The organism is Alishewanella jeotgali KCTC 22429 (genome assembly GCF_000245735.1).
Lineage (GTDB): Bacteria > Pseudomonadota > Gammaproteobacteria > Enterobacterales > Alteromonadaceae > Alishewanella > Alishewanella jeotgali.
This window is the reverse complement of record NZ_AHTH01000062.1, coordinates 1-22,939: the sequence shown is the minus strand read 5'-3', so window position 1 is coordinate 22,939 and position 22,939 is coordinate 1. Positions and strand designations below refer to the sequence as shown.

20 protein-coding genes and 1 pseudogene are annotated in these 22,939 nt (G+C 54.1%); 10 read left to right on the top strand and 11 right to left on the bottom strand.

Annotated elements, in window-relative coordinates:
* Positions 1-11 precede the first annotated feature (11 nt).
* Genes cysP through cysW form a run of 3 tightly spaced genes read left to right on the top strand, consistent with a single transcriptional unit; the run spans position 12 to position 2,676 of the window.
* Entirely contained in the window at positions 12-1,010 is a 999-nt protein-coding gene (gene cysP, locus AJE_RS17510; protein WP_008951966.1) for a thiosulfate ABC transporter substrate-binding protein CysP, read from the top strand.
* A complete protein-coding gene (cysT, locus tag AJE_RS17505; protein WP_008610409.1) occupies positions 1,007-1,858 on the top strand; it encodes a sulfate/thiosulfate ABC transporter permease CysT in 852 nt (283 codons plus the stop codon). Before cysP ends, cysT begins: the two co-directional genes overlap by 4 nt.
* Positions 1,855-2,676, top strand: coding sequence for a sulfate ABC transporter permease subunit CysW (cysW, locus tag AJE_RS17500; RefSeq protein WP_008610408.1), 822 nt, complete (start codon positions 1,855-1,857; stop codon positions 2,674-2,676). The genes cysT and cysW overlap by 4 nt, the downstream gene beginning before the upstream one ends.
* 94 nt (positions 2,677-2,770) lie before the next feature.
* On the opposite strand, the gene AJE_RS17495 is transcribed toward cysW, so the two are convergent.
* The 4 genes from AJE_RS17495 to AJE_RS17480 form a co-directional block, all read right to left on the bottom strand.
* Positions 2,771-4,807, bottom strand: a complete 2,037-nt coding sequence (locus tag AJE_RS17495) for a bifunctional metallophosphatase/5'-nucleotidase (protein ID WP_008951965.1) — start codon at positions 4,805-4,807, stop codon at positions 2,771-2,773.
* A gap of 68 nt (positions 4,808-4,875) precedes the next feature.
* A complete protein-coding gene (locus AJE_RS17490) occupies positions 4,876-5,292 on the bottom strand; it encodes an HIT family protein (RefSeq protein ID WP_008951964.1) in 417 nt (138 codons plus the stop codon).
* A 98-nt stretch (positions 5,293-5,390) separates the two neighbouring features.
* On the bottom strand, positions 5,391-6,242 hold the full coding sequence (gene fghA, locus AJE_RS17485; RefSeq protein WP_008951963.1) for an S-formylglutathione hydrolase: 852 nt from the start codon (positions 6,240-6,242) through the stop codon (positions 5,391-5,393).
* Between the two features lie 18 nt (positions 6,243-6,260).
* Positions 6,261-7,379 (bottom strand): S-(hydroxymethyl)glutathione dehydrogenase/class III alcohol dehydrogenase, encoded by a 1,119-nt coding sequence (locus AJE_RS17480; RefSeq protein WP_008610400.1) that lies wholly within the window; start codon positions 7,377-7,379, stop codon positions 6,261-6,263.
* Between the two features lie 124 nt (positions 7,380-7,503).
* Here AJE_RS17480 and AJE_RS17475 point away from each other — a divergent pair, with 124 nt between their 5' ends.
* From AJE_RS17475 to AJE_RS18965, 7 genes and pseudogenes are all read left to right on the top strand, one after another.
* Positions 7,504-8,376 carry a LysR family transcriptional regulator gene (locus tag AJE_RS17475; RefSeq protein WP_008610398.1) on the top strand — a complete coding sequence of 291 codons (873 nt, stop codon included), beginning with the start codon at positions 7,504-7,506 and terminating at the stop codon, positions 8,374-8,376.
* Between the two features lie 118 nt (positions 8,377-8,494).
* Entirely contained in the window at positions 8,495-8,809 is a 315-nt protein-coding gene (locus AJE_RS17470; RefSeq protein ID WP_008610396.1) for a YbjQ family protein, read from the top strand.
* 2 nt (positions 8,810-8,811) lie between these two features.
* On the top strand, positions 8,812-9,321 hold the full coding sequence (locus AJE_RS17465; RefSeq protein WP_008610395.1) for a YbjQ family protein: 510 nt from the start codon (positions 8,812-8,814) through the stop codon (positions 9,319-9,321).
* A 9-nt stretch (positions 9,322-9,330) separates the two neighbouring features.
* Positions 9,331-10,179 (top strand): M48 family metallopeptidase, encoded by an 849-nt coding sequence (locus tag AJE_RS17460; RefSeq protein ID WP_008610394.1) that lies wholly within the window; start codon positions 9,331-9,333, stop codon positions 10,177-10,179.
* On the top strand, positions 10,157-11,224 hold the full coding sequence (locus AJE_RS17455; protein ID WP_008610392.1) for an efflux RND transporter periplasmic adaptor subunit: 1,068 nt from the start codon (positions 10,157-10,159) through the stop codon (positions 11,222-11,224). Before AJE_RS17460 ends, AJE_RS17455 begins: the two co-directional genes overlap by 23 nt.
* Positions 11,221-12,867 (top strand): annotated as a pseudogene (locus AJE_RS18970) (efflux RND transporter permease subunit); the annotation flags it as partial. The gene AJE_RS17455 and the pseudogene AJE_RS18970, both read left to right, overlap by 4 nt.
* 58 nt (positions 12,868-12,925) lie before the next feature.
* On the top strand, positions 12,926-14,284 hold the full coding sequence (locus AJE_RS18965) for an efflux RND transporter permease subunit (RefSeq protein ID WP_337445662.1): 1,359 nt from the start codon (positions 12,926-12,928) through the stop codon (positions 14,282-14,284).
* 62 nt (positions 14,285-14,346) lie between these two features.
* On the opposite strand, the gene AJE_RS17445 is transcribed toward AJE_RS18965, so the two are convergent.
* The 7 genes from AJE_RS17445 to AJE_RS17415 all read right to left on the bottom strand — a co-directional run bounded on the left by AJE_RS17445 (position 14,347) and on the right by AJE_RS17415 (position 22,891).
* Positions 14,347-14,835: an energy transducer TonB gene (locus AJE_RS17445; RefSeq protein ID WP_008951962.1), complete on the bottom strand. Its 489-nt coding sequence runs from the start codon at positions 14,833-14,835 to the stop codon at positions 14,347-14,349.
* A gap of 183 nt (positions 14,836-15,018) precedes the next feature.
* Entirely contained in the window at positions 15,019-16,368 is a 1,350-nt protein-coding gene (ltrA, locus tag AJE_RS17440; protein ID WP_237709393.1) for a group II intron reverse transcriptase/maturase, read from the bottom strand.
* A gap of 547 nt (positions 16,369-16,915) precedes the next feature.
* A complete protein-coding gene (locus AJE_RS17435; RefSeq protein ID WP_008951960.1) occupies positions 16,916-18,505 on the bottom strand; it encodes a dihydrolipoyllysine-residue acetyltransferase in 1,590 nt (529 codons plus the stop codon).
* A 10-nt stretch (positions 18,506-18,515) separates the two neighbouring features.
* Positions 18,516-19,493, bottom strand: coding sequence for an alpha-ketoacid dehydrogenase subunit beta (locus tag AJE_RS17430; protein WP_008610385.1), 978 nt, complete (start codon positions 19,491-19,493; stop codon positions 18,516-18,518).
* Complete coding sequence (locus AJE_RS17425) at positions 19,493-20,677, bottom strand: thiamine pyrophosphate-dependent dehydrogenase E1 component subunit alpha (RefSeq protein ID WP_008951959.1); 1,185 nt, start codon at positions 20,675-20,677, stop codon at positions 19,493-19,495. The genes AJE_RS17430 and AJE_RS17425 overlap by 1 nt, the downstream gene beginning before the upstream one ends.
* Before the next feature lie 211 nt (positions 20,678-20,888).
* Positions 20,889-21,926 (bottom strand): succinylglutamate desuccinylase, encoded by a 1,038-nt coding sequence (gene astE, locus AJE_RS17420; RefSeq protein ID WP_008951958.1) that lies wholly within the window; start codon positions 21,924-21,926, stop codon positions 20,889-20,891.
* Positions 21,927-22,027: 101 nt separating this feature from the next.
* Positions 22,028-22,891, bottom strand: coding sequence for an ABC transporter substrate-binding protein (locus AJE_RS17415; RefSeq protein WP_008951957.1), 864 nt, complete (start codon positions 22,889-22,891; stop codon positions 22,028-22,030).
* Positions 22,892-22,939 lie beyond the last annotated feature (48 nt).

Here is a 22,939-nt window from a genome sequence, read left to right as displayed (position 1 = left end):
GAGAATTGCAGATGCGTAAGTTGATCCTTGTTGCCGGCTTACTGGCGTCCAGCCTGTCGGTGGCGTCAGCCAAAGAATTATTAAATAGTAGTTACGATATTTCCCGCGAATTATTTGCCGAAATTAACCCGCTGTTTGTTGCACACTGGCAGGCAAAAACCGGCGAGACCCTGACCATCAACCAATCGCATGGCGGCTCTTCCCGTCAGGCGCAGGCCATTATTCAGGGCTTACGTGCTGATGTGGTGACCTTTAATCAAAGTTCGGATATTGATGTGCTGCATCAACGCGGCAACCTGCTACCTGCCAACTGGCGCGAGCGGTTACCCAATAATGCCTCCCCTTACTACTCCACCATGGCATTTTTAGTACGCAAAGGTAACCCGAAAAACATTCAGGACTGGGCCGATCTGACCCAGGGCGACGTGAGCCTGGTATTCCCTAACCCGAAAACCTCAGGTAACGCCCGTTATACGTATCTGGCAGCCTATGGTGCGGCTAAGCAGCGCCTTGGTGATGACGCAGCGCGTAACTGGATGGTTGATTTCCTGCGCCGTGTCGTCGTATTTGATACCGGCGGTCGTGGCGCTACCACCTCCTTTATCGAGCGCCAACTGGGTGATGTATTGATTACCTTTGAATCGGAAGTGAACAATATTATCGCCCAGTACCCGGACCTGGAGTTACAACGGGTGGTTCCGGCAACGAATGTGCTGGCCGAGTTTCCGGTTGCCTGGGTAGATCGCAACGTCACACGTAACGGCACCGCCGAACAAGCCAAAGCCTATCTGGAATTTCTGTACACCGCAGAAGCGCAGCAGCTGCTGGCCAACTTCTTCTACCGTGTCCATCATCCGGAGGTGATCGCTGCAAATGCTGATAAGTTTCCGCAGACCAACCTCTTTACCGTAGAGCAGGTATTTGGCGATTGGGAAAAAGTGCATACTGACCACTTTGCCAACAACGCTGAGCTGGATAAGTTACTGGCAGAAGGACGCCGGAGTCGATGAGCGCCCTGCCTTTTCGGGCACTGCGCAGTAAAAGCGTACTGCCCGGCTTTACCATCAGCCTGGGCAGTAGCTTGTTTTTTATTGGCCTGGTTATTCTGCTGCCGCTCACGGGTCTGGTGATGCAGGTAGCAGAGCTCAGTCTGGCCGATTACTGGGCCATTATCAGTGATCCCCGGGTGGTGGCGTCATACAAGGTCACACTGTCCGCCGCCCTGGTCGCCAGTATTTTTAACCTGTTCTTTGGCCTGCTGATGGCATGGATCCTAACCCGCTATCGTTTTCCGGGCCGCTTGTTGCTAGACGGCCTGATGGATCTGCCGTTTGCTCTGCCCACGGCGGTTGCCGGCCTGACGCTGGCGGCACTCTATGCCACCCAGGGCTGGTTTGGCCAATATCTGGCACTATGGGACATTAAAGTTTCCTATACCTGGCTTGGGATAGTGGTAGCAATGATTTTCACCAGTGTGCCCTTTGTGGTGCGCACCGTGCAGCCGGTACTGGAAGAATTTGGTCCGGAATACGAAGAGGCGTCGGCTACCCTGGGTGCCAGCCCGTTACAAACCTTTTGGCGGGTGATCATGCCGGAGATCAAACCGGCATTACTGATGGGGACAGCCTTGTCTTTTACCCGTAGCCTGGGGGAATTTGGCGCGGTGATTTTTATCGCCGGTAACCTGCCCTGGCAAACCGAAGTCACCTCACTGATGATCTTTATCCGGCTGCAGGAGTTTGATTATGCCGCCGCTGCCGCCATCGCCAGTGTGGTATTGCTGGCATCGCTGGTGCTGCTATTTGTGATTAACGGCATCCAGCAGCGTTATCAGCATATCAGTGGAGCTTTGAAATGACGTCTAAGCTTGGTGCTTCACCATTATTACGCAGGGTGCTGATCGGCACAGGCGTAGGCTTAAGTGTGCTGTTATTGCTAACGCCGCTGCTATTAATCTTTATTGCTGCCTTTTCGGCCGGCATAGGTGGCGTGATCAGCAATTTACGCGATGCGGATATGCTGCATGCCATTGGCCTGACGTTACTGGTTGCCGGTCTGACCGTGCCGATCAATCTGGTATTTGGTACCCTGATTGCCTGGTGCGTCACCCGCTTTACCTTCCCCGGACGTCGGCTGCTGCTGACGCTGATTGATATCCCTTTCGCCGTCTCGCCGGTGGTGGCGGGCTTGCTTTACCTGTTGTTATACGGCAGCAACGGACCTTTTGCGACCTGGCTGGATGCCGCTGATGTACAGTTAATGTTTGCCTGGCCGGGCCTGGTGATGGTTACGGTCTTTGTGTCCTGCCCCTTTGTGGTAAAAGAACTGGTACCACTGATGTCGACCCTCGGCACCGAGCAGGAAGAAGCGGCAGTATTACTGGGCGCCAGCGGTTGGCAGGTATTCTGGCATATTACCTTTCCCAATATCCGCTGGGCCCTGCTGTATGGGGTGATTCTGACAAACGCCCGGGCGGTTGGCGAGTTTGGTGCGGTGTCGGTGGTATCCGGCACGATTCGCGGCCAAACTAATACCCTGCCATTGCATATCGAACTACTGCAGCAGGACTACAATGCCACCGGCGCCTTTATCGCTGCCGCTCTGCTCACCCTGATGGCGATTGCCACTTTAGTCGTCAAAGCCATTTTGCAATGGCGGCTCCAGCGCGATCATTAATGCCCAAGCTGGTCAGACCGGTACCATTTTTAAGCAGGAAGTGCTGTGGATAAATGCCAGACTGGTTAAATCTGTACCGGAGTGCTGTGGATAACTAGCGATACAGGGTTACGGTGGCGGGTCTGGTCCGCTGCCATAAGTCCGGTTGCGCCTGCAGGTGGTCAATCACCGCCTGTGCTGCCGTTTTGCAATCCACACCGGGTTCACCGCACGGCAACTGCGTCAGCCCCTGATACACCGGGGTAAAGGCTGGCTGGCCACGGCTATCCAGGCTAGCGGTGACCCGCTCGACCACAAAGGCTTTCGGCTGACCGTTCAGCAAAATAATATCACGTCTGTCTGTCTGCTCCGCCTGGGCTTGCTGTAATTGCTGCCAGCCATCATTACCGTTGGCCAGATAATTGGTGGTGACCAGCCGGTACTCGCGCTGTGGATCCAATGCCTGCCAGCTTTGCTCCTGCCAAACCTCCACCGCTACGCTGGCGCTGTAATCATCCTCCTGCCGGGCTACATAGCGCAGGCCACTGCCATAAGGAAATTTACCGGCATGGGCGCCGGGCGGTAGCGTGGCACTGATGGTTTGCTGCAACAGCGCTAACAAATCCGCCCCCGAGACAGTTAGCACGCTCAGCGGTGTATCAAAGGGTAATACTTCAAGCCGGATATGCCCTTCATAAATCGTGCCGGCCTCAAGATGACTACGGATATTGCCCGCGCCAATTAAACTGAGCTGCACCGGCCCGGCAACCAGAGCCTGCACCGCCGGGGTATTGACATAATTCAGCATGGCATCGGCAATATGCCCGGCGAGCTCAGAGCCATGCTGGTCGCTGCCACCTGTGCCCGGTAAGCGCACATGGGCAATGCTGCGCTCAGTACTGCTGATAGCGGTGCCATAGGCTTGTTGTACCGCCGGTAAATAAACCGTATCCAGTACTTCGCGCAGCAGCGGATCTTCATCGACAATGGCCGTATTGGCCAGCTGCTGTACCTGCTGTAGGGTGCGGCTTAACGCCAATCCCGTAAGCTTTGCGTCGGCACGGCGCAAGGCGGAAGGATAATAATCACGCCCGGCTAACAGGGTATTTTGTCCCTGACAAGCGGTAACCTGGCCCGCCAGGTTAAAACTTACGGTCAGAGCGCCAATCGCCTGTGCATACTGACCAGCCTGCACCACACAGGTTATGCCCTGGCCATCCGGATTGGGCACTTGCTGGGCATAAGGTGGTTGCTGCCCCAGATACCAGTGCCGGAAATCTCCCAATAACGAATGCGAATGGCCACCGACAATCACATCAATGCCATTGACCCAGGTAGCCAGATTCAGATCGCGCTGATGCCCTAAATGCGTTAGCGCGATAATATGCGGCACCCCCAGCGCCGTCAGATGATCGACGGTTTGCTGTGCCGCGGTAATTTCGGCGCTAAATTCCAGGGCGCCGGTATCCGATACCATGGTACGCATATCTTCCAGTGCCACACCAAAGATCGCCAGCAAGCGCGCCCCTTCAGCCTGCCCGACCGCAGCGATTGGCTGCCAGCGCTCGCCCTGCTGCCGGTAGAGCTGATACGGTTTAAGGTTAGTCACTCCGGCCAGTAAGGGTTCGGCCCGGATATCGACATTCGCTGCCAACAGCGGAAAATTAATTTCACTGGCAAATTGCGCCAGCTTAGGCAGACCAATATCAAATTCATGATTGCCCAGTGCCATCGCATCCAGCTGCATCCGGTTTAAAATATCGATATTGATCTGATGCTCAAACAGCTCGAAATAGGCACTGCCTTTAAAGGCATCGCCACCGTGCAAAAATAATGAGGGGGTGCCCGCCGCCTGCGCTTGTTGCTGTAACTGCCTGGCTTTCGTCAGTAACCGCGGATGGCCGCCAATAAAGGTGTAAAGCGCCTCACCCGGCGCCAATTCGACCTTGGCCGGCGAGGGATCAAATTGCGAGTGGGTATCATTAATATGGATAATCGCCAGCTGCCAGTCAGCGTCAGTACTAGCTGCAACATTGTTGGCTGCAACACGGACGGCTGCATCATGGACTGCAGCATCAGGGCCGGCAGGTCGGGTGCAGGCAGTTAGTCCAACAATTAATAATAAGCCAAACGTGAGGCGAGCAGTCAACATAGCACTACCTTTAGCAGAACAGCGGGAAGATAACCGCCCGGGCAACTGCCGGGCAGGTGTCATGCGGATTATTGTAACACAGCGGCTAACTGCTCACCGATAGCCTTGATTTGTGCCATATCACCCTGCTCGGCGCCATGCGCTTTTAGCGTACTGAGGTGCGCCGGGATTAAATGAAAGTGCAGGTGTGGTACGGTTTGCCCGGCTTCAGTACCATTAAGTTGCATCAGCACCACGCCTTTGGCAGCTAACACCTGCTGTTGTGCCGCCATCACCTTCTGCACCGCCGCTAACACTGGCTGAGCATATGCCAGCGGTAAGTCAGCCAGCGTTACCGCTGCGTACTTAGGGATCACCAGCGCATGACCGGTCGCCTGCGGCATAATATCCATAAAGGCCAGGCTGTGGTCATCTTCGTAGATCTTAAAACACGGCAAGTCGCCGCGCAGAATTTTGGCAAACACATTATCCGGGTTATAGCTCATCTCGGGCTCCATCAGCAGAAGGGATCTCGCGTAAACGGAAATTATGCCAGCAAGTCCGCTAAAGAGCAGCAATTAGTTATCTGCTGCTCTTTAGCACGTTATGCCGCTAATAACCCCAGATAACGGGCGTGAAAGCGCAAATGCTGTTCAATAAAGCTGGCAATAAAATAATAGCTATGGTCATAACCTGGCTGCAGCCGGATCTCAGCCTGCGCCCCGCTTCGCTTTGCTGCGGCAAGCAAGGTTTCCGTGCGCAGCTGCTCGGGATAGAACTGATCTGCCAATCCCTGATCCACCAATATAGGCAGATCACTGCCCTGCTGTGCCAGTAACAGAGCCGCATCATATTGCTGCCAACGGTTAGGATCCGCACCCAGATAGCCAGTCAGCGCCTTGATCCCCCAAGGGCAGGCGCTGGGATGACAGATCGGTGAAAAGGCAGAAATGCTGCGATAGCGACTGCTGTTACGCAGGCCGATCACCAGCGCCCCATGGCCGCCCATCGAATGACCACTGATTGCCCGCAGTGACGTCAGTGGCAGCTCCGCTTCCAGCAAAGCAGGTAGTTCCTGCACAATGTAGTCATACATCTGATAATGCTTAGCGTAAGGCTCCTCGGTGGCGTTGACATAAAAGCCGGCACCCAGCCCAAAGTCATAGCTACCTTGTGGATCATCCGCTACCCCTTCGCCACGTGGGCTGGTATCCGGAATCACCAGCGCCAGACCAAGCTCGGCCGCGATACGCTGGGCTCCGGCCTTACTGGCAAAGTTTTCATCGGTGCAGGTTAACCCCGATAACCAGTACAGCGCCGGTACGCGCTGACTGGCCGCCTGCGGCGGCAGATACACTGAGAACTGCATCTCGCAATGCAGTACCGCCGACTGATGTTTAAAGCGCAGTTGACGACCGTCAAAACAACGCTGTTCACTGATCTGATTCAGACTCATCTTTGCCCCAATTGACTATCAGAAGTGAATAACAGTACGGATCGACTTACCTTCATGCATCAGATCGAAGGCTTTGTTAATGTCTTCAAGCGGCATGGTATGGGTAATAAAGGTATCCAATTCAAACTCACCGTTCAGATAGCGGTCAACATAGCCCGGTAGCTCACTACGGCCTTTCACGCCACCAAAGGCCGTACCGCGCCAGACGCGGCCGGTAACCAGTTGGAATGGCCGGGTTGAAATTTCCTGGCCCGCACCGGCGACACCGATAATAATCGACTCGCCCCAGCCCTTATGACAACACTCCAGCGCCGAACGCATCACATTAACATTACCGATGCACTCAAAGGAGAAATCGACGCCGCCATCTGTCATCTCGACAATCACTTCCTGGATTGGCTTGTCATATTTCTTCGGGTTGACGACATCGGTGGCACCGAGTTTTTTCGCGATATCAAATTTATCTTCGTTAATATCAATAGCAATAATGCGGCCGGCTTTGGCCATCACTGAGGCAATCACCGCCGATAAGCCGATGCCGCCCAGACCAAAGATCGCCACCGTATCACCCGGCTTTACCTTGGCGGTATTAAATACCGCGCCCATGCCGGTGGTAACACCACAGCCGAGTAAACAGACTTTCTCTAACGGGGCTTCTTTATTAATTTTTGCCAGCGAAATTTCCGGCAATACGGTGTACTCTGAGAAGGTCGAGGTGCCCATATAGTGATAAATCGGCTTGCCGTCTTTCGAGAAACGGCTGGTGCCATCCGGCATCAAGCCCTTGCCCTGCGTGGCACGGATCGCCTGGCAGAGGTTGGTTTTACCCGATAAACAGAACTTACATTTGCCACATTCCGGGGTATACAGCGGGATCACATGGTCGCCAACAGCAACCGAGGTCACGCCCTCGCCAACCGCCTCGACAATACCGCCGCCCTCATGGCCCAGGATCACCGGAAAAATACCTTCCGGATCCTCACCCGACAACGTAAACGCATCGGTATGGCAGACACCACTGGCAACGATCCGCACCAGCACCTCGCCTTTTTGTGGCGGCATTAAATCCACTTCTTCAATCGACAAAGGTTGGCCTGGGCCCCAGGCCACAGCTGCGCGGGTTTTGATCATTTGCATCGTTAAGTCCTTGGTGTGTTTACGCGAAAGCAATACTGACACTATAGCGCAGTTAGGATTTTTTCCATATACGGCAGAATAACGCTAAAATACAAAGCAGTTTTGCATAAACGTAATAATAAAGATGAGTGAATGGCAAGGGATCAGTGAATTCGTGGCGGTGGCGGAACAGCAAAGCTTTACTAAGGCAGCACGCCAACTTGGCCTGTCGGTGGCGCAGGTTAGCCGCAATATAGCCGCGCTGGAGCAACAACTGGCGTTAAAACTGCTATACCGCTCTACCCGCAGCGTCAGCCTGACGGCAGAAGGCTTGCTGTATTTACAACATTGCCGGCATTTGGTCAGCAGTCTGGCCGAAGCCAACCGCGCCATGGCCAATCTTACGGCGTCGCCACGCGGCCTGCTAAAGGTGACGGCACCCGTATTCTACGGAGAAACCCGACTCTCCCCGCTACTCCATCGCTTTTTACAGCGTTACCCTGAACTTGAGCTGGAACTGGTGCTCACCAACGATAAGCTGGATCTGGTGCAAGGCGGCTTTGATCTGGCGCTACGGCTCGGGCAGTTAACCGACTCCAGCCTGATTGCGCGGCGACTGGCCAGCCGGCGCCAGTATCTGGTTGCCGCGCCAGCCTATCTGGCCGCCCAGGGCACGCCAGAGTCGTTAGCGGATCTGGACCAACATCAGTGCCTGATAGGTACCGTCAATATCTGGCGCTTTGCCGAACAACAGAAAACCGTATCGTATCGTCCGCGCGGCCGGCTGCAGTGTAATAGTGGTTTAGCATTAAAAGATGCCGCCCTCTGTGGCCTCGGGCTGGCGCAGCTGCCGGATTACTATATCAGTGATGAGTTGGCGAATGGCAGCCTGGTTGAAGTGTTAGGGGCGTACCGCCAGCCGGATGACGGCATCTGGGCGCTGTATCCGCAAAACCGCCATCTGTCGGCCAAGGTACGGCAGTTGGTCGACTATCTGGCTGTTGCGCTAAGCACTTAAGCTCCGGCAACTGGCAACGAGCAACTGACCAGAAAAAGTGTAAAAAATTATGTCGATCGCTGCTATTTGCCCTGCTGCAGCGTAAGATAGTCTGACACAGTAAATTAGGGATAATCCGATGTATATGACCAATATTGAAACCGTGCCCGGCAAAACTATTATTGATTGTTATGGCGTAGTGTCTGGCAGTACGGTGCGTGCCAAGCATGTTGGCCGCGATATTATGGCTGGTATTAAAAATGTGTTTGGTGGCGAGCTGCGCGGCTATACTGAGCTTCTAAACGAGTCACGTGATGAAGCGATCAAGCGCATGCAGGCGCAAGCCGCCGAGCTGGGTGCCAATGCGATCATCAATGTGCGGTTTTCTACTTCCTCCATCGCCGCTGGCGCAGCTGAAATTTACGTTTACGGCACTGCAGTGCGGGTTGGCTGACGATGCTGCCATTACTGACTTTTCTGACACTACTGCTGCTCGGCTATCTGTCCGGTCAGTGGCTGGAGCGGCGCCATTACCGCAGTATTATTGAGCGGGAACAGCAGCTACAAAACCTGCCACACAGCAACAGTCGTGACTTGCTGCTGCCGATGCAAGACATTACGCGGGTCGAATTGCTTGCCGGCAGTGTGGTGATCTCAATTGACTACTTTAAGCGCGTTGTTGCCATCCTGCGCAGCCTGGTTGGCGGCCCGGTGGCCAGCTATGAAACCCTGATTGATCGTGCCAGACGGGAAGCCATACTGCGTTTAAAACAACAATGTCCGGATGCCTGTCAACTGATTAATATCCGGATTGAAACCTCGGCTATCCATAATGCCGCTGGCAATGGTATAGGTTCGGTTGAGCTCCTGGCCTATGGCACTGCCATCTATGGTCGCGTCCAAACAGCCACTACCGCCGCCACCGCATCGGTATTAGCTGCGTCGCTGCAATCGATAACACATTAAGGCTGCCAGATGGCCTATCAGCCGCGCCTGCCCAAAACCAATGTTAACGTCAGCCGCCAGCGCCCGCTGGCGGATTTGCTGCTGATCGGCTCCGCCCTGACACTGTTGCTACTATTACTGTATTGGTTACTGGGCCTGGCGGTAGATAAAGCCATTTCCCAGCTTGATCCTAAGCTCGAATATCAATGGTTTGGGCAATGGCAGCAACACAGTGCATCATCGCCCGTGCAGCAGCAATTACAGCAACTAAGCGATCAGCTACAGCAATGCACTGCCCTGGCCTATCCGGTACGCGTCAGTTATCTTGACCAGCCACTGGTTAATGCCGGTGTTTTACCAGGTGGCAGCATGTTGGTATATCGGGGCTTACTGACGCAACTGCACACCGAGAATGCCCTGGCCTTTTTGCTGGCCCATGAGCTGGCACATCTGGAACAACGCGATCATTTACGGGGCCTGGGCCGCGGCCTGGTGCTGGCCGTGCTAAGCGCTACCCTTACCGGTAATGCGAATGCCGGCCAGATCTTTCTACCCGCCACTGAACTTGGCATGGCGCGCCACTCGCAGCAGCGGGAACTGGCCGCCGATGCCAGGGCGCTGGCGATTTTACATTGTCATTATGGTCATATCGGCGGCGCAGAGCGTTTTTTTCAAACACTGGCGGCCAGCGACAACAGCCAGCTACCGGACTGGTTTGCCAGCCACCCGGCGCTGCAGAAACGGCTCACCGCGTTACAGAGCGAGCAGCAGCGTCACGGCTACCCGGTGCAAGCTGAACAGCCGCTGCCAGAGGTGTTACAACAACTGACCACCGCAAAATCAATAAGGATAGAGTATGCCTCGCCTGACGCCCGTTAAGATTGCTATTGTCGTTAGCCTGCTGTTTCTGCTTTGGTTGGCGCTGGGTAATCACTACCGTAGTCAATCTGAAGCCCCGCCAATCAAAACTGAGCAGCAGGCGACAGGCTTTAGCGTACAAACCCGGCTCTCGCAAGCCACAGACTATCCTGCCCAACTAAAACTCCAAGGCCAACTTGCCGCCTGGCATCAGCTGGAAGTCAAAGCGCAAATCAGCGGCAAGGTTGAGCGCATTCTGGTGGAGCAAGGCGCAGCAGTCAGCCGCGGCAGCACGCTACTACAACTGAGTGATGAGGGCCGGCACAGCCGCCTGCAGCAAGCGAAGGCGCTGTTGGCGCTGCGCCAGAGCGAACTGCAAAGCGCGACAGCGTTAAAGCAACGGCAGTTTGTCTCTGAAACCGAACTGGCACGGTTAACCAACGAATTACGCCTGGCCGAAACCGCTCTCACCGATGCCCAACTGGCGGTACAACATCAAAACCCGGTTGCACCCTTTGACGGCGTACTGGGACGACGTTTGATCGAGCCCGGCGCGCTGGTACAGCCCGGCCAAAGTCTGTTTCAGCTGTTAGATATCGTAAAATTGCGCGCCAGCGCCCAGGTACCGCAACAGCAAGTCAGCGAACTGGCTCTGGGACAAGCCGTCATTATCACCTTATTGGATGGCCGCCAGCTATCAGGCGAGCTCAGCTTTATCAGCCCGGCAGCCGATGTCGCCACCCGCAGCTATTATATCGAGGCCAGTATTGCTAACCCCGAACAGCTGCCGTTGGCCGGTGCCAGTGCCACCTTGCAGATCAGCCTCTCGGCGCGCCAGGCGCATGCGTTATCCCCAGCGCTATTAAAACTGGATCCGCAAGGCCGGCTTGGCGTCTATACGGTAGAGCAAAGTCGCGTCGCCTTTTATCCGGTGCAGCTGCTCAGTGCCGACAATCAGTTGGCCTGGGTTAGTGGCTTGGCAACAGAGGTTGAGTTGATCACCCTGGGAGCCGGCTTTGTCGAGGTTGGACAACAGGTCAGTGTGGTGCGCGAGGCCACGCCATGAGAAGCCTGATCGCTGCCGCTATTCAACGCAGCCGTGCCAGCCTGATGCTGCTACTGTTTTTATTTATCGCTGGTATCAGTGCCTATCTGGTGATCCCGAAAGAAGCCAACCCCGATGTCGCCATCCCAATGATGTATGTGTCGATGTCACTGGACGGCATCAGTCCGGAAGACGGTGAACGCTTGCTGGTTCGGCCGATGGAGCACGAGTTGCGTTCACTGGAAGGCATTAAGAAAATGACCTCGGTCGCCAGTGAGGGCCATGCCTCGGTGATGCTGGAGTTTGATGCCGGCTTTAATGCCGATAAGGCACTGGCCGATGTGCGGGTGAAAGTGGACGCTGCGCGCGCTAAACTGCCAGCCGAAGCGAAGGAACCCACCGTTAACGAAATTAACGTGGCGCTGTTTCCGGTATTATCTATAGGTCTGTCCGGCCCGGTTCCGGAGTCGGTGCTGGTAGGGATCGCCCGGCGCTTAAAGGAACAAATTGAAGCCATCCCGGAAATTCTGGAGGTCGATATTGGTGGCGATCGGGAAGATGTGCTGGAGATCATCGTCGATCCGCAAGTGTTGCAAAGCTATGGCCTGGATTATCAGCAGCTGTTTCGTTTGGTATCGAATAATAACCGTCTGGTTGCCGCCGGCAGTTTAGATACCGGTGCCGGCCGGATGGCCATTAAAGTGCCGGGTATAATTGAAGATCTGAATGATGTGCTGTCGATCCCAATCAAAGTCAGTGGCGATACCGTGCTCACCTTTGCCGATGTCGCTACCGTCAATGCCGGCTTTAAAGATCCGCTTAGTTTCGCCCGCATTAATGGTCAGCCGGCCCTGGTACTGGAAGTGAAAAAGCGCAGTGGCGCGAATATTATCTCAGCCATCGAGCAAACCAAGGCCTTGCTTGCACAGGCAGAGCGCCAGTTTCCGCCCGGAATGCAAATTGATTACATTATGGATCAGTCAAAAGACGTCAAAGAGATGTTATCTGACTTATTGAATAATGTGCTGACCGCGGTGGTGCTGGTGTTAATTTTGATCCTCGCCACCATGGGCATGCGCTCGGCGCTACTGGTTGGCATTACCATCCCAGGTGCATTTTTTGCCGGGATCCTGCTGATTTGGCTGCTCGGCTTTACGATGAATATTATCGTGCTGTTCTCGCTGATCCTGGTAGCCGGCATGCTGGTGGATGGCGCTATCGTAGTCAGTGAGCTGGCTGATCGCCATATTCAGGACGGCCAGACACCAAAAGACGCCTGGCTTAATGCCGCCGATCGGATGAGCTGGCCCATTATTGCGTCCACCTTTACCACGCTGGCGGTGTTTGTGCCGCTGCTATTCTGGCCCGGTATTGTCGGCCAGTTTATGTTGTATTTACCCGCGACCGTGATCCTCTGTTTGCTGGCGTCACTGGCCATGGCATTGGTATTTTTACCGGTAATGGGCGCCGCCAGCCATAAAGCGCCCCAGCGCGCGCCCGCACCAAACCGCGCCAGCCGATATACCCTGCTCTATCGCCGCATCCTCGGCCGCTTGATCCAACGCCCGTTGTTAACACTCTGCGCAGCCTTAAGCGGTGTGGTGCTGATCTACCTGACCTATGGCAAGTTTAACCATGGCCTGGAGTTTTTCCCCTCAGTCGAGCCGGAGTCGGCACAGGTATGGGTGCGGGCCCGCGGCGATCTGTCGATCTATGAAAAAGATGCCATCCCTGCGTCAGGTCGAACAACGCTTACTCGGCATGCCGGAAGTCAAAGCCCTCTATGCCCGCAGTCTGGCTGCAGCCAGTGGCGAGCTGACCGCAGATGTGATTGGTACTATCCAGTTTCAGTTTATCGACTGGCACCAGCGCCGCCGCGCTGCGGTGATCCTGGATGAGATGCGCGAGCGCACCGCTGACCTGCCCGGCCTGATCCTGGCATTTCGCCAGCAACAGGAAGGCCCGGCCGGTGGCAAGCCGATAGAGCTGCAAGTTAGTGCCGAAGACAGCAGCCAGATTGACGCTGCTGTCAATCAGATCCTGGCCCGGATGCAGCAACTAGGTGGCTTTATCGATATTGAAGATGACCGCAGTTTACCTGGTATTGAATGGCGGCTAACCGTTGATCGTGCTGAAGCCGCCCGTTTTGGCGCCGATGTGCTGACAGTGGGTAATGCGATCCAACTGGTCAGCAATGGCCTGCTGCTGGCGAAGTTTCGCCCGGAGTATGCCAGCGATGAAGTGGATATCCGGGTGCGCTTTCCGGCAAACTGGCGCTCGTTAGCCCAGCTTGAGCGTTTAACCGTAGAAACACCGCGCGGTCAGGTACCACTAACCAACTTCGTTAGCTTAGAACCCGGCGAGAAAACCAGTGTGATCCGACGGATTGACAGTAACCGCGCCGTCACCATTAAAAGCGATCTGGCTCCCGGCTATCAGGTGGCCGAGCGGCTGGCGGCACTGCGCAGCAGTGGCCTGGTCCTGCCTGAGGGGGTTATGATCAAAACTGCCGGTGAAGATGCCGATCAGCAGGAAGCGATGAACTTTTTAATCAGCGCCTTCTTTATTGCGATATTTTTGATGTTGATGATTTTACTGGTGCAATTTAATAGCTGGTATCAAACGCTGCTGATCCTGTCGGCTATCGTGCTCTCCACAGCGGGTGTCTTGCTGGGATTACTGATTAATGCCCAGCCCTTTGGTATCGTCATGGTGGGAATGGGGATTATCGGGCTGGCCGGTATCGTGGTAAATAATAATATCGTCTTGATTGATACCTATAACCAACTGCGGCAACAAGGGCTAAACAGTATCGAGGCCGCACTGGAAACGGGTACCTTGCGCTTACGCCCGGTATTACTAACCTCTATTACCACTGTGCTGGGCTTAATGCCAATGGTGCTGGCGGTCAATGTTAATTTGCTGGAGCCCAGCCTGGGCTTTGGTGCGCCCTCCACCATGTGGTGGACGCAATTATCCAGTGCCATCGCCGGCGGTTTAACCTTTGCCACCTTACTGACGCTGTTTTTAACCCCTGCGTTACTGGTACTGGGCGATCAGGTTTTAAAACGGCAGTATTAAGTTTATTGGGGCAGCGTAGAGGCTGCCCCAACAGATCATGATCTGACCCCGAAGTTTCAACGTTAGCTGCGAACCAATACTCGGTAGCCTACGGCAGGCAACATATCGTCACCGCGACACTGGGTGCGGGCATTGAGTTGTTCAGGGTCGCAACGTCCCTCAACCGTTTCCAGACAGAACTCAAAGCGGGTTTGCAATTTTACCGGCTCAGTTAATAAGCCGGCTGGCAGTTGCTGCCATTGCCACTTTAGGATCGCCGCCTTGGCTTCACGGGCAAAAAAGCGGTTTGAGGCATCCAGGGCAACCACGTCATGCAGCTGATAATCTGGTGTCACAACATACTCAATAGTGGCACAGCCTTCACCACCGGCTCTCGCCTCTTCCACCGGGTACCTCGGTCCTAATCTGGCTAAATCTCTAAAAAGGCCACTAGCGTGCGGTTGATTGGTTACCGGCAGACTAGCGAAACGCGCATCCGGGCTAGGTTGGGTTGTAGTTTGGCAGGCACTGAGCGTTATTACTGCGCAAAGCAGCAGGCTAAGTTGTTTCATCTTTATTCCTTTAAGGACGGGAGCGTTATAGTAAAAAATCAAACGAATTAAGACCTTATCTTAAAGCATTAAAAGATTCAACCTGAAATTAACCTCATCGTTACCAAATCGAGTAGGAGGCGGGATCACTCCCGCCGTCCTCTCACACCACCGTACGTGCGGTTCCGCATACGGCGGTTCATGTTAACACTGGAACTGCCGGTGGCAATCCAGCAGTGATACTAAATAACTGTTCTGGAACAGACTTTTCTTATATGCCTGATTCATGTGGCTGGCCCCCGAGTTCCACCACGCTCCGCGTTGATTACAAGCTGACGCCCACGCCCTGACTTCATCAAGACCCGCTTTCATTAGCTTTCTGGCTCGGGTGTAAGGTCGCTTCCATTGTCGCCATAACAAGCAACGTAGTTTGCGCCGTATCCAACCATCCAGCTCCTCAAGCACGCCTTTGACTTCGGTCAGGCGGAAGTAGCTTATCCATCCTCGCAGCACCGGTGTTAATTCACTGATAACCTTTGCCACTGACTTTGAGCCGTTTCCTGTCGTCAGACTTCGGATTTTATCTTTCAGCCTGTCTACACTGCTTGGCGCAATTTTCAGTCGCACGACCTGGTGCTTGGTGAAGCTATATCCCAGGAACTTGCGCTCCCAGGGCCTGGCGACTGCACTTTTCTGCTCATTCACCTGCAGCTTCAATGTTTTCTCTAAGAATTCACCGATGCTGCAAAGCACCTGCTCGCCTGCCTTTTGACTACTGACATAGATGTTGCAGTCATCCGCATAGCGGCAGAAGCTATGTCCGCGCCGTTCAAGCTCCTTGTCCAGTTCGTCCAGCAGGATATTTGATAACAGTGGTGACAGCGGTCCGCCTTGTGGCATACCCTTATCACGTTTTAACACACCCTGCTCATCTACCATTTCTGCTTCCAGATATCGGCGGATGAGTTTGAGTAACCGGTCATCTTTGATGATTCGGGCTAACCTCGACATCAGGATGTCGTGGTCTACCCGGTCAAAGAACTTCTCTAAATCCATATCCACAACCCAGCGTTTGCCGCTATGGATGTACTGCTGCGCTTGGCGCACAGCTTGCCATGCATTGCGGTTTGCTCTGAAGCCATAACTGGAGTGTGAGAAGCCGGGCTCAACGTGAGGCGTGAGCACTTGCGCTATCGCTTGCTGGATGAGTCTGTCCACTACGGTCGGTATACCCAGTGTCCTTATCCCGCCATTTGGCTTGGGAATATCGACTTTGCGTATCCTCCGTGGCAGATAGCTACCCGTTATCAGTGCTTCTCTGACACTTGGCCAGTGTGCTTTCAGCCATGGCTTTAATGCCGATACACTCAGGTTATCAACCCCTGCTGCACCCTTGTTTTCCACCACTCGCTGATACGCCAGCATCAGGTTATCTCGGGTTATCACCGCTTCCATCGTCAGCGGTACTTCCGCTTTCGTTCGCCCATTGGCCGCCGTGTTAATTTCAGCACCATAATGCCGCGTCGGCGAATTCTGTTCGCATCTGCTATTCATGGCCGCAGTTTCCTGCGCTTGTGCATCATCAATCAGCATCGAGGTCCAATGTCCTAATCGCGGTTAAACATGTTCAGCCCTTCATGCTGTTGGTTTCAGCACTACTACGGCCTCGGCTGACTTCTGATGGCCCATCCCAACACCTTCCGATGTTAGTAGCACTTTGGCAGACCATCAGACCTCCCGGGGTAATTCGCGCGACCTTCCTGCTTATGCCTGTCGGCTTTACGTTGCAGCATTCCATGCAAGTATTGGGCTTTAGTGATAATGGCCACCTTACCCTGCTACAACGCCTAAACCGCTTCCTGTTCGTCAGGCCAGCATTTTGCTTTCAGCTTCCTTCAGATCCTACCTCACGATAGGCACCCTTGCCGTTCAGCTAACACTTCCCCTTGCCGGGTGTGTAGAGGACTTTCACCTCCAAGTCACCTGCTAACCACCACAGTCAGCAGATAGCGCCGGTCAAGGCGCTGCGCGCCATGCCCGGCGCACCATGAAAAGGCCCCGCATTGCGGGGCCTGTTCTGCAGCCGTGAACCTTCGCTATGTTAACGCAGCGACAATAACATACTGCTTGGCTGCTCCAGATATTGCTTCCACAGATTGGTAAAGCGGGCAATGGTGCCACCATCAATAATACGGTGATCACCAGACCAGCTCACCTGCATCAGCTGCCGTGCCACAACCTCGCCGTTGGCAGCAAAGCGTGGTAAGGCTTGTACCTTACCCAGCGCCACAATCGCCACTTCCGGTTTATTGATAATGGGGGTCGCTACAGTACCGCCAATAGCACCGATATTACTGATGGTAATGGTGCCGCCTTTCAGATCGGCCGGACTGACCCGTCCTTCGCGCGCGGCATCGGTTAAGCGGGTCAGCTCGGCAGCAATTTCCAGAATGGACTTTTGCTCACAGCCTTTGACATTAGGTACCAACAAGCCAATTTTCGAGTCCACCGCGACCCCGATATTATGGGCGCTAAAATAGGTCAGTTCAGTACAGTCGGCATTCGGCTGACTGTTCATCACCGGGAACTCGTTAATCGCCAGCGACAATGCCTTCATAAAGAACGGCATCATCGTCAGCTTTACGCCCTGTTTGGCATACTGATCTTTAAGTTGTAGCCGCAGCGCAATCAGATCGGTTAAGTCGATTTCTTCGCAATACGTAAAGTGCGGAATACTTGATACGGACTCGGCCATTTGTCGTGCCATCGCCGCTTTAATGCCACGAATAGGTTCAACCCGGTTCTCAGCACTGCTAACGACAGCTGTGCTTGCTGCGGCTACCGGTTTGGCGGCCGGCGTACTAACAGCGGCAACAGGGGTGCCTTGGGCAAAGGCGCGCACATCCTCTTTATAAACCCGGCCTTTATCACCCGAGCCTGGCACCAACTGTAAATCAACACCCAGCTCACGGGCCAGACGGCGCACTGCCGGGCTGGCTAAGGCTTTGCTGCCTTTCGCCGCTGCACTATGACTGACAGCAGGTCTTGCGGCAGTAGTGACGGTAGCGCTGTTTACTGAGCTAACTGCTGGCGCGGCTACCTGGGCTGCCGCAACAGTCGCCGTTGCTTCACCCTGGCGGCGAATAGCAAACAGCGGTGCATGCACCTTGGCAATATCGCCCTTGGCATAGTACAGCTTACTGACCACACCGGCATATTTGGCCGGGATTTGCACCAGCGCTTTGTCGGTCATCACATCACAGACCGGCTGATCTTCTGCGATGGTATCGCCTTCCGCAACCAGCCAGTCAACGATTTCACACTCTACAATACCTTCACCGATATCCGGCAGGATAAAGTCTTCAGTAATTTCGCTATTCGCACTGACTGCAGCGACCGGCGCAGCGACAGCTGTGGTGTTGCCGGTAGTAGCTTGCTGGGCTGCAGCGCCACCAGCCACTTCCATCTCAAATAATGGCGCATGCACCTTAGCAATATCGCCTTTGGCGTAATACAGCTTGCTGACCACGCCATCATACACCGCCGGAATTTGCACCAGCGCTTTGTCGGTCATCACATCACAAACTGGCTGATCTTCTTTAATCACATCGCCTTCTTTCACCAGCCACTCGACGATTTCGCACTCGACGATGCCTTCACCAATATCCGGCAGAATAAAATCCTGTTTCATCGAAAACTCCTTAGAAATTAACCGAGCGCATAATGGCTTCGAAAGTTTTCAGATGATCGGCCACATATTCTTTTTCCAGTGCCAACGGGTATGGTGTATCTAAGCCACAAACCCGCTCGATCGGGCTTTCCAGATGCAGGAAACACATTTTCTGAATCGTGGCGGCAATTTCACCGGCAAAGCCGCCGGTTAACGGCGCTTCATGGTTAATCACCAGACGACCGGTTTTCTTTACTGATGCCGCAACGGTATCAGCATCCCATGGCAGAATACTGCGCAGGTCAATCACTTCGCAGGATACGCCCTGCTCGGCAGCCATTTCTACCGCCTTTTGCACGATTTCCATCTGCGCGCCCCAGGCCAGCACTGTTACATCCTTACCCTGTTGCAGCACTTCGGCCTTACCGATGGGCAGCTCGTAATAGTCTTCCGGTACTTCGCCAACAGAGGCACGGTACAGTTTCTTCGGTTCAAAGAAAATCACCGGATCCGGGCAGGCGATCGACGCCAGCAGCAAACCTTTGGCCTGATAAGGGTCACGCGGTACCACGATTTTCAGGCCCGGCGTATGGGCAAAATAGGCTTCCGGGCTCTGGCTGTGGTAATGACCACCGGCAATACCGCCACCATAAGGGGTGCGGAATACTAAGCCACCAACGTTAAATTCATTACCCGAGCGGTAACGGAACTTGGCCGTTTCGTTGACGATCTGGTCAAAGGCCGGGAAGATATAGTCAGCAAACTGGATCTCAGCCACCGGCTTCATCCCCTGCGCCGCCATACCATTAGCAAAGCCGGCAATGCCCTGCTCAGTCAGCGGCGTATTAAAGCAGCGGGCCTTGCCATATTTTTCCTGCAGCTTGCTGGTGGCACGAAACACGCCGCCGAAATGGCCGACGTCTTCACCAAAGCAGACCACGCCATCGTCTTTGGCCATCGCCAGATCCAGCGCATTATTAATGGCCTGTAACATATTCATTTTTGCCATTAGTCGAGTCTCCCGGCAGTAATAGGATAAGCATCCGGATATTTGCGGATATGTGCTTTTAATTCATCCAGTTGTTGTTGCAAAGCCGGGATAGGCTCGGCGTAGACATCAGAGATCAAGTGTTCAATACCAGGCTTGGCGACTTTCTCCGCCACCTTTAACGCGTCCAGGATATCGGCGCGCAGCTGCTCAGTTTTGGCGTTATCGGCAGCTTCATCCAGCCAGCCTTGCTTTAGCAACCAGGCTTTAAAGCGCGCGATCGGATCGTTTTTACGCCACAGCGCTTCTTCTTCTTTGGAGCGATAACCGCTCGGGTCATCTGATGAGGAGTGTGCCCCTAAGCGGTAAGCCATCGACTCCAGTAATACCGGCTCGTTGTGCTTAAGCGCATAGTCACGGGCCATTTTAGTGGCCTGATACACCGCCAGAATATCGGCACCGTCCACGCGAATGGCTTTGATACCATAACCGACCGCGCGGCAGGCAATGCCGTCACCGACAAACTGCTCATTGGCCGGCGTCGAAATGGCATAGCCGTTATTGCGGCAGAAAAACAGCACCGGCGCTTTATGCACCGCGGCCATGTTTAAACCGGCATGGAAGTCGCCTTCAGAGGCGGCGCCTTCACCAAAGTAGCACAGCGTCAGCGCATCCAGACCACGCAGCTTCTGGGCATAGGCATAGCCTGAAGCCTGCGGAATTTGCGTGCCCAGCGGCGACGAAATGGTCATATAGTTAATGGCGTTAGAGCCATAATGCACCGGCATTTGCCGGCCTTTACCCAGATCTTTCTCATTCGAGAACAACTGGTTCATAAATTGTTCCAGCGTAAAACCGCGATAGCGCAAGGCGCCCTGCTCCCGGTATTGCGCCATAATCATATCCTGATCGCTCAGTGCGGCGGCACTGCCGACCGTGGTCGCTTCTTCCCCTAAACACTGCATATAGAAGCTGATCCGGCCCTGGCGCTGTGCGGCCAGCATCCGCTCATCCAACACCCGGATAAACACCATGGTGTCGTACATCTTTAATGCGGTGTCTTTATCTAACTCTGGCGCTGTTGCCCCGTCATACAGACTGCCATCGTCTTGCAGGATCCTTAAGGTAGGTATTTTTAACGCATCACTGGCAGTGAACTCCGCGCGGTGCACCGTGGTAATGGTGGCGTTATTTGGATTAGTCATAAGGAGTCTCTTGGTTGTTTTTTATAGATTATAGTCGCGTCCGACACGTCGTGGCGCAGGTATCACACCGCAGACATTCCGGTTTTAACTTAAATTTTTGCGCCGAACTTTACCTTTACGTAAACTGCATTGCAACCGCCGGCGGGCATAAAAAAACCTGAGCAGCAACCTAGCTGTCAGGTTATATTTACTCAGTGTCTGCTTTTCGCCACTAAATCAACTGGCCGCTGATATCTTTGGGTACCACCATCAGCATCGCCCGTTGTCCGATCGCTACCTTAGCATTCGGGAAGATAATGGCCTCACCTTCACGTTCGACCCGGTATTCCAAATCGCCATCCGTCGCCAGCAAGGATCCCAGCGGATAACTGGTAAAGTTTTCCACATCATCGGCAAAATGCAGTTTGAAATCCTGGGTTTGCTTATTAATACTGCGATACACCTCGTACAGCTGAAAATCGGCTTGCCTGAACTCGCTAAACGGCGGCAAGGCCCCGCTAACCAGCGCCCGCAGCGTCTGCTCGGCTTTGGCAAAGCGCCGCATATCATTTTCACCAAAGGGACGCACCTTACCCAGCTCAACGGTAAAGGCATCGGCACCATGGCTATTAGAGGCATAATAACTAAAGGTACTGGCCGGGGTTTGCATCAGCAATACCGTGCTGACTTCACAGGCTGCCAGTAACTGAAATTGAGCTTTTTTCCAGGGTTTACCGTGCAGGAATGGACAAACAGCAAATTTTTCAAAGCGCGAGCCGCGAATAGCGGTATGCAGATCATAGAGCGCGCGCTCGCGGCCCTCACCGCCCAGCTGATAAAAACGGCTGACATAATTTTCTAATGCCTGCGCCCGGCGCCGCTCGGCATTAATCAGCCCTGCGCCCTTGCTATGATGGCCGGAGAACAAGCGGTTTAAGTTCTCTTCAATCTCCCGCGTGCCGTTATTAATCGCCGCCGGATTACCAAATAATACCAGTAACCGCTCGCTCAGCTGTAGCTTACCAAGCAACAGATCCCGCACCAGCGCGGCGCAGATCTCTATCGGTGCCGTTTCATTACCATGTACGCCACAACTGAGCACGATATCCTGCTGACCACTTTGCTCAGGTTCAAAATAAATGACGCCGGTATCCCAGATTTCAACCTGAGTACCATTGTCGAGGCTAAAGTGCGCCGGCGATAACCCATCGGGGTTTGCCAGGGTTAGTGCTAAAAAATCACCATCTTGTTTAAGTTGTTGTGCTGGCATATGACTTCTCTGTTAACTGCTGTACGGCAAACTACGCAGCCGGATGTTACCCTGTAAGCCGCAGCACGCCAAGTCGCATCGTGCTGAAAATTCGCTGTTGGCTAAGGCTGAGCGCTGGGTACCTGATATTCGGGTCGCGCTAACTGGCGCTGGTTAAACTGCTGATAAGCCTCAGACTGCTCACCCGCCCATAAGTTTAATACCTCGATAAATTCCGGATCCTGACGCACCTGCGGCATCACACCGTTAATCATCTGCACTACCTGCTTACCCCAGTCACTGCGGGCACAGCCGATCGCGCCGGGAATATGGTCTTGCTGTTGCTCCAGAATTGGCAAACTGCTCAGGGCCCCTTGCTGAGTGCGGTTAAAGTAATTGGCGACAATAGGATAATCGAGAGTGTAGTCCAGCCGGTCGGCCTGGATCATCTGCAAAATAGCAATCACGCCACCGGTGCCGGGCCGGGCCAGAAAAGGCGGGTACTGATCCAGCAAAGGTTGTAATTCGGCGTAGCGGCGGCCCGCCGGATAGCCTAAACGGTATTGCCGCTGCTGCAACAAGCGTTCAAAGGCGACCGGGCTGCCGAAACGGCTGCTGAGTTCAAGTGCCATGCCAGGCTTGCTCAGTAAGCGATAAGGCTCGTAGATATGAGTGGGTAGCGTAAAATTGGCCAGTTGGTCGTGGGCACCGCGGAAAATCATACAGGGAAAACACAGATTGATCTGATCACCGAGTGCCTGTGCGATCCGCGGCTGTGGCATCACCCAAACAGAGGCCTCCACTCCCGGTAAAGCGCGATGCACCGCCGCAATCAACGCATCGCAAATGCCTTTATTCTGATAAGGACCCGCCACAATATGGAAAGGTGGCGCATCATTGATCGCCCACTGAATACGGCTGGGTGCCGCTGCCAGGCTCGCGCCAGCCAGCAACAACAGCATGCTGATCACAATACCACGCACCATATTGCAGCCCGGGAAAAAGGTTGAAAATCAGCATATAACATCTGCTGC

Coding starts and splice junctions, on each gene's coding strand:
- cysP (WP_008951966.1), top strand. CDS start 12: ATGCGTAAGTTGATCCTTGTTGCCGGCTTACTGGCGTCCAGCCTGTCG.
- cysT (WP_008610409.1), top strand. CDS start 1,007: ATGAGCGCCCTGCCTTTTCGGGCACTGCGCAGTAAAAGCGTACTGCCC.
- cysW (WP_008610408.1), top strand. CDS start 1,855: ATGACGTCTAAGCTTGGTGCTTCACCATTATTACGCAGGGTGCTGATC.
- AJE_RS17495 (WP_008951965.1), bottom strand. CDS start 4,807: ATGTTGACTGCTCGCCTCACGTTTGGCTTATTATTAATTGTTGGACTA.
- AJE_RS17490 (WP_008951964.1), bottom strand. CDS start 5,292: ATGAGCTATAACCCGGATAATGTGTTTGCCAAAATTCTGCGCGGCGAC.
- fghA (WP_008951963.1), bottom strand. CDS start 6,242: ATGAGTCTGAATCAGATCAGTGAACAGCGTTGTTTTGACGGTCGTCAA.
- AJE_RS17480 (WP_008610400.1), bottom strand. CDS start 7,379: ATGCAAATGATCAAAACCCGCGCAGCTGTGGCCTGGGGCCCAGGCCAA.
- AJE_RS17475 (WP_008610398.1), top strand. CDS start 7,504: ATGAGTGAATGGCAAGGGATCAGTGAATTCGTGGCGGTGGCGGAACAG.
- AJE_RS17470 (WP_008610396.1), top strand. CDS start 8,495: ATGTATATGACCAATATTGAAACCGTGCCCGGCAAAACTATTATTGAT.
- AJE_RS17465 (WP_008610395.1), top strand. CDS start 8,812: ATGCTGCCATTACTGACTTTTCTGACACTACTGCTGCTCGGCTATCTG.
- AJE_RS17460 (WP_008610394.1), top strand. CDS start 9,331: ATGGCCTATCAGCCGCGCCTGCCCAAAACCAATGTTAACGTCAGCCGC.
- AJE_RS17455 (WP_008610392.1), top strand. CDS start 10,157: ATGCCTCGCCTGACGCCCGTTAAGATTGCTATTGTCGTTAGCCTGCTG.
- AJE_RS18965 (WP_337445662.1), top strand. CDS start 12,926: ATGCCATCCCTGCGTCAGGTCGAACAACGCTTACTCGGCATGCCGGAA.
- AJE_RS17445 (WP_008951962.1), bottom strand. CDS start 14,835: ATGAAACAACTTAGCCTGCTGCTTTGCGCAGTAATAACGCTCAGTGCC.
- ltrA (WP_237709393.1), bottom strand. CDS start 16,368: ATGAATAGCAGATGCGAACAGAATTCGCCGACGCGGCATTATGGTGCT.
- AJE_RS17435 (WP_008951960.1), bottom strand. CDS start 18,505: ATGAAACAGGATTTTATTCTGCCGGATATTGGTGAAGGCATCGTCGAG.
- AJE_RS17430 (WP_008610385.1), bottom strand. CDS start 19,493: ATGGCAAAAATGAATATGTTACAGGCCATTAATAATGCGCTGGATCTG.
- AJE_RS17425 (WP_008951959.1), bottom strand. CDS start 20,677: ATGACTAATCCAAATAACGCCACCATTACCACGGTGCACCGCGCGGAG.
- astE (WP_008951958.1), bottom strand. CDS start 21,926: ATGCCAGCACAACAACTTAAACAAGATGGTGATTTTTTAGCACTAACC.
- AJE_RS17415 (WP_008951957.1), bottom strand. CDS start 22,891: ATGGTGCGTGGTATTGTGATCAGCATGCTGTTGTTGCTGGCTGGCGCG.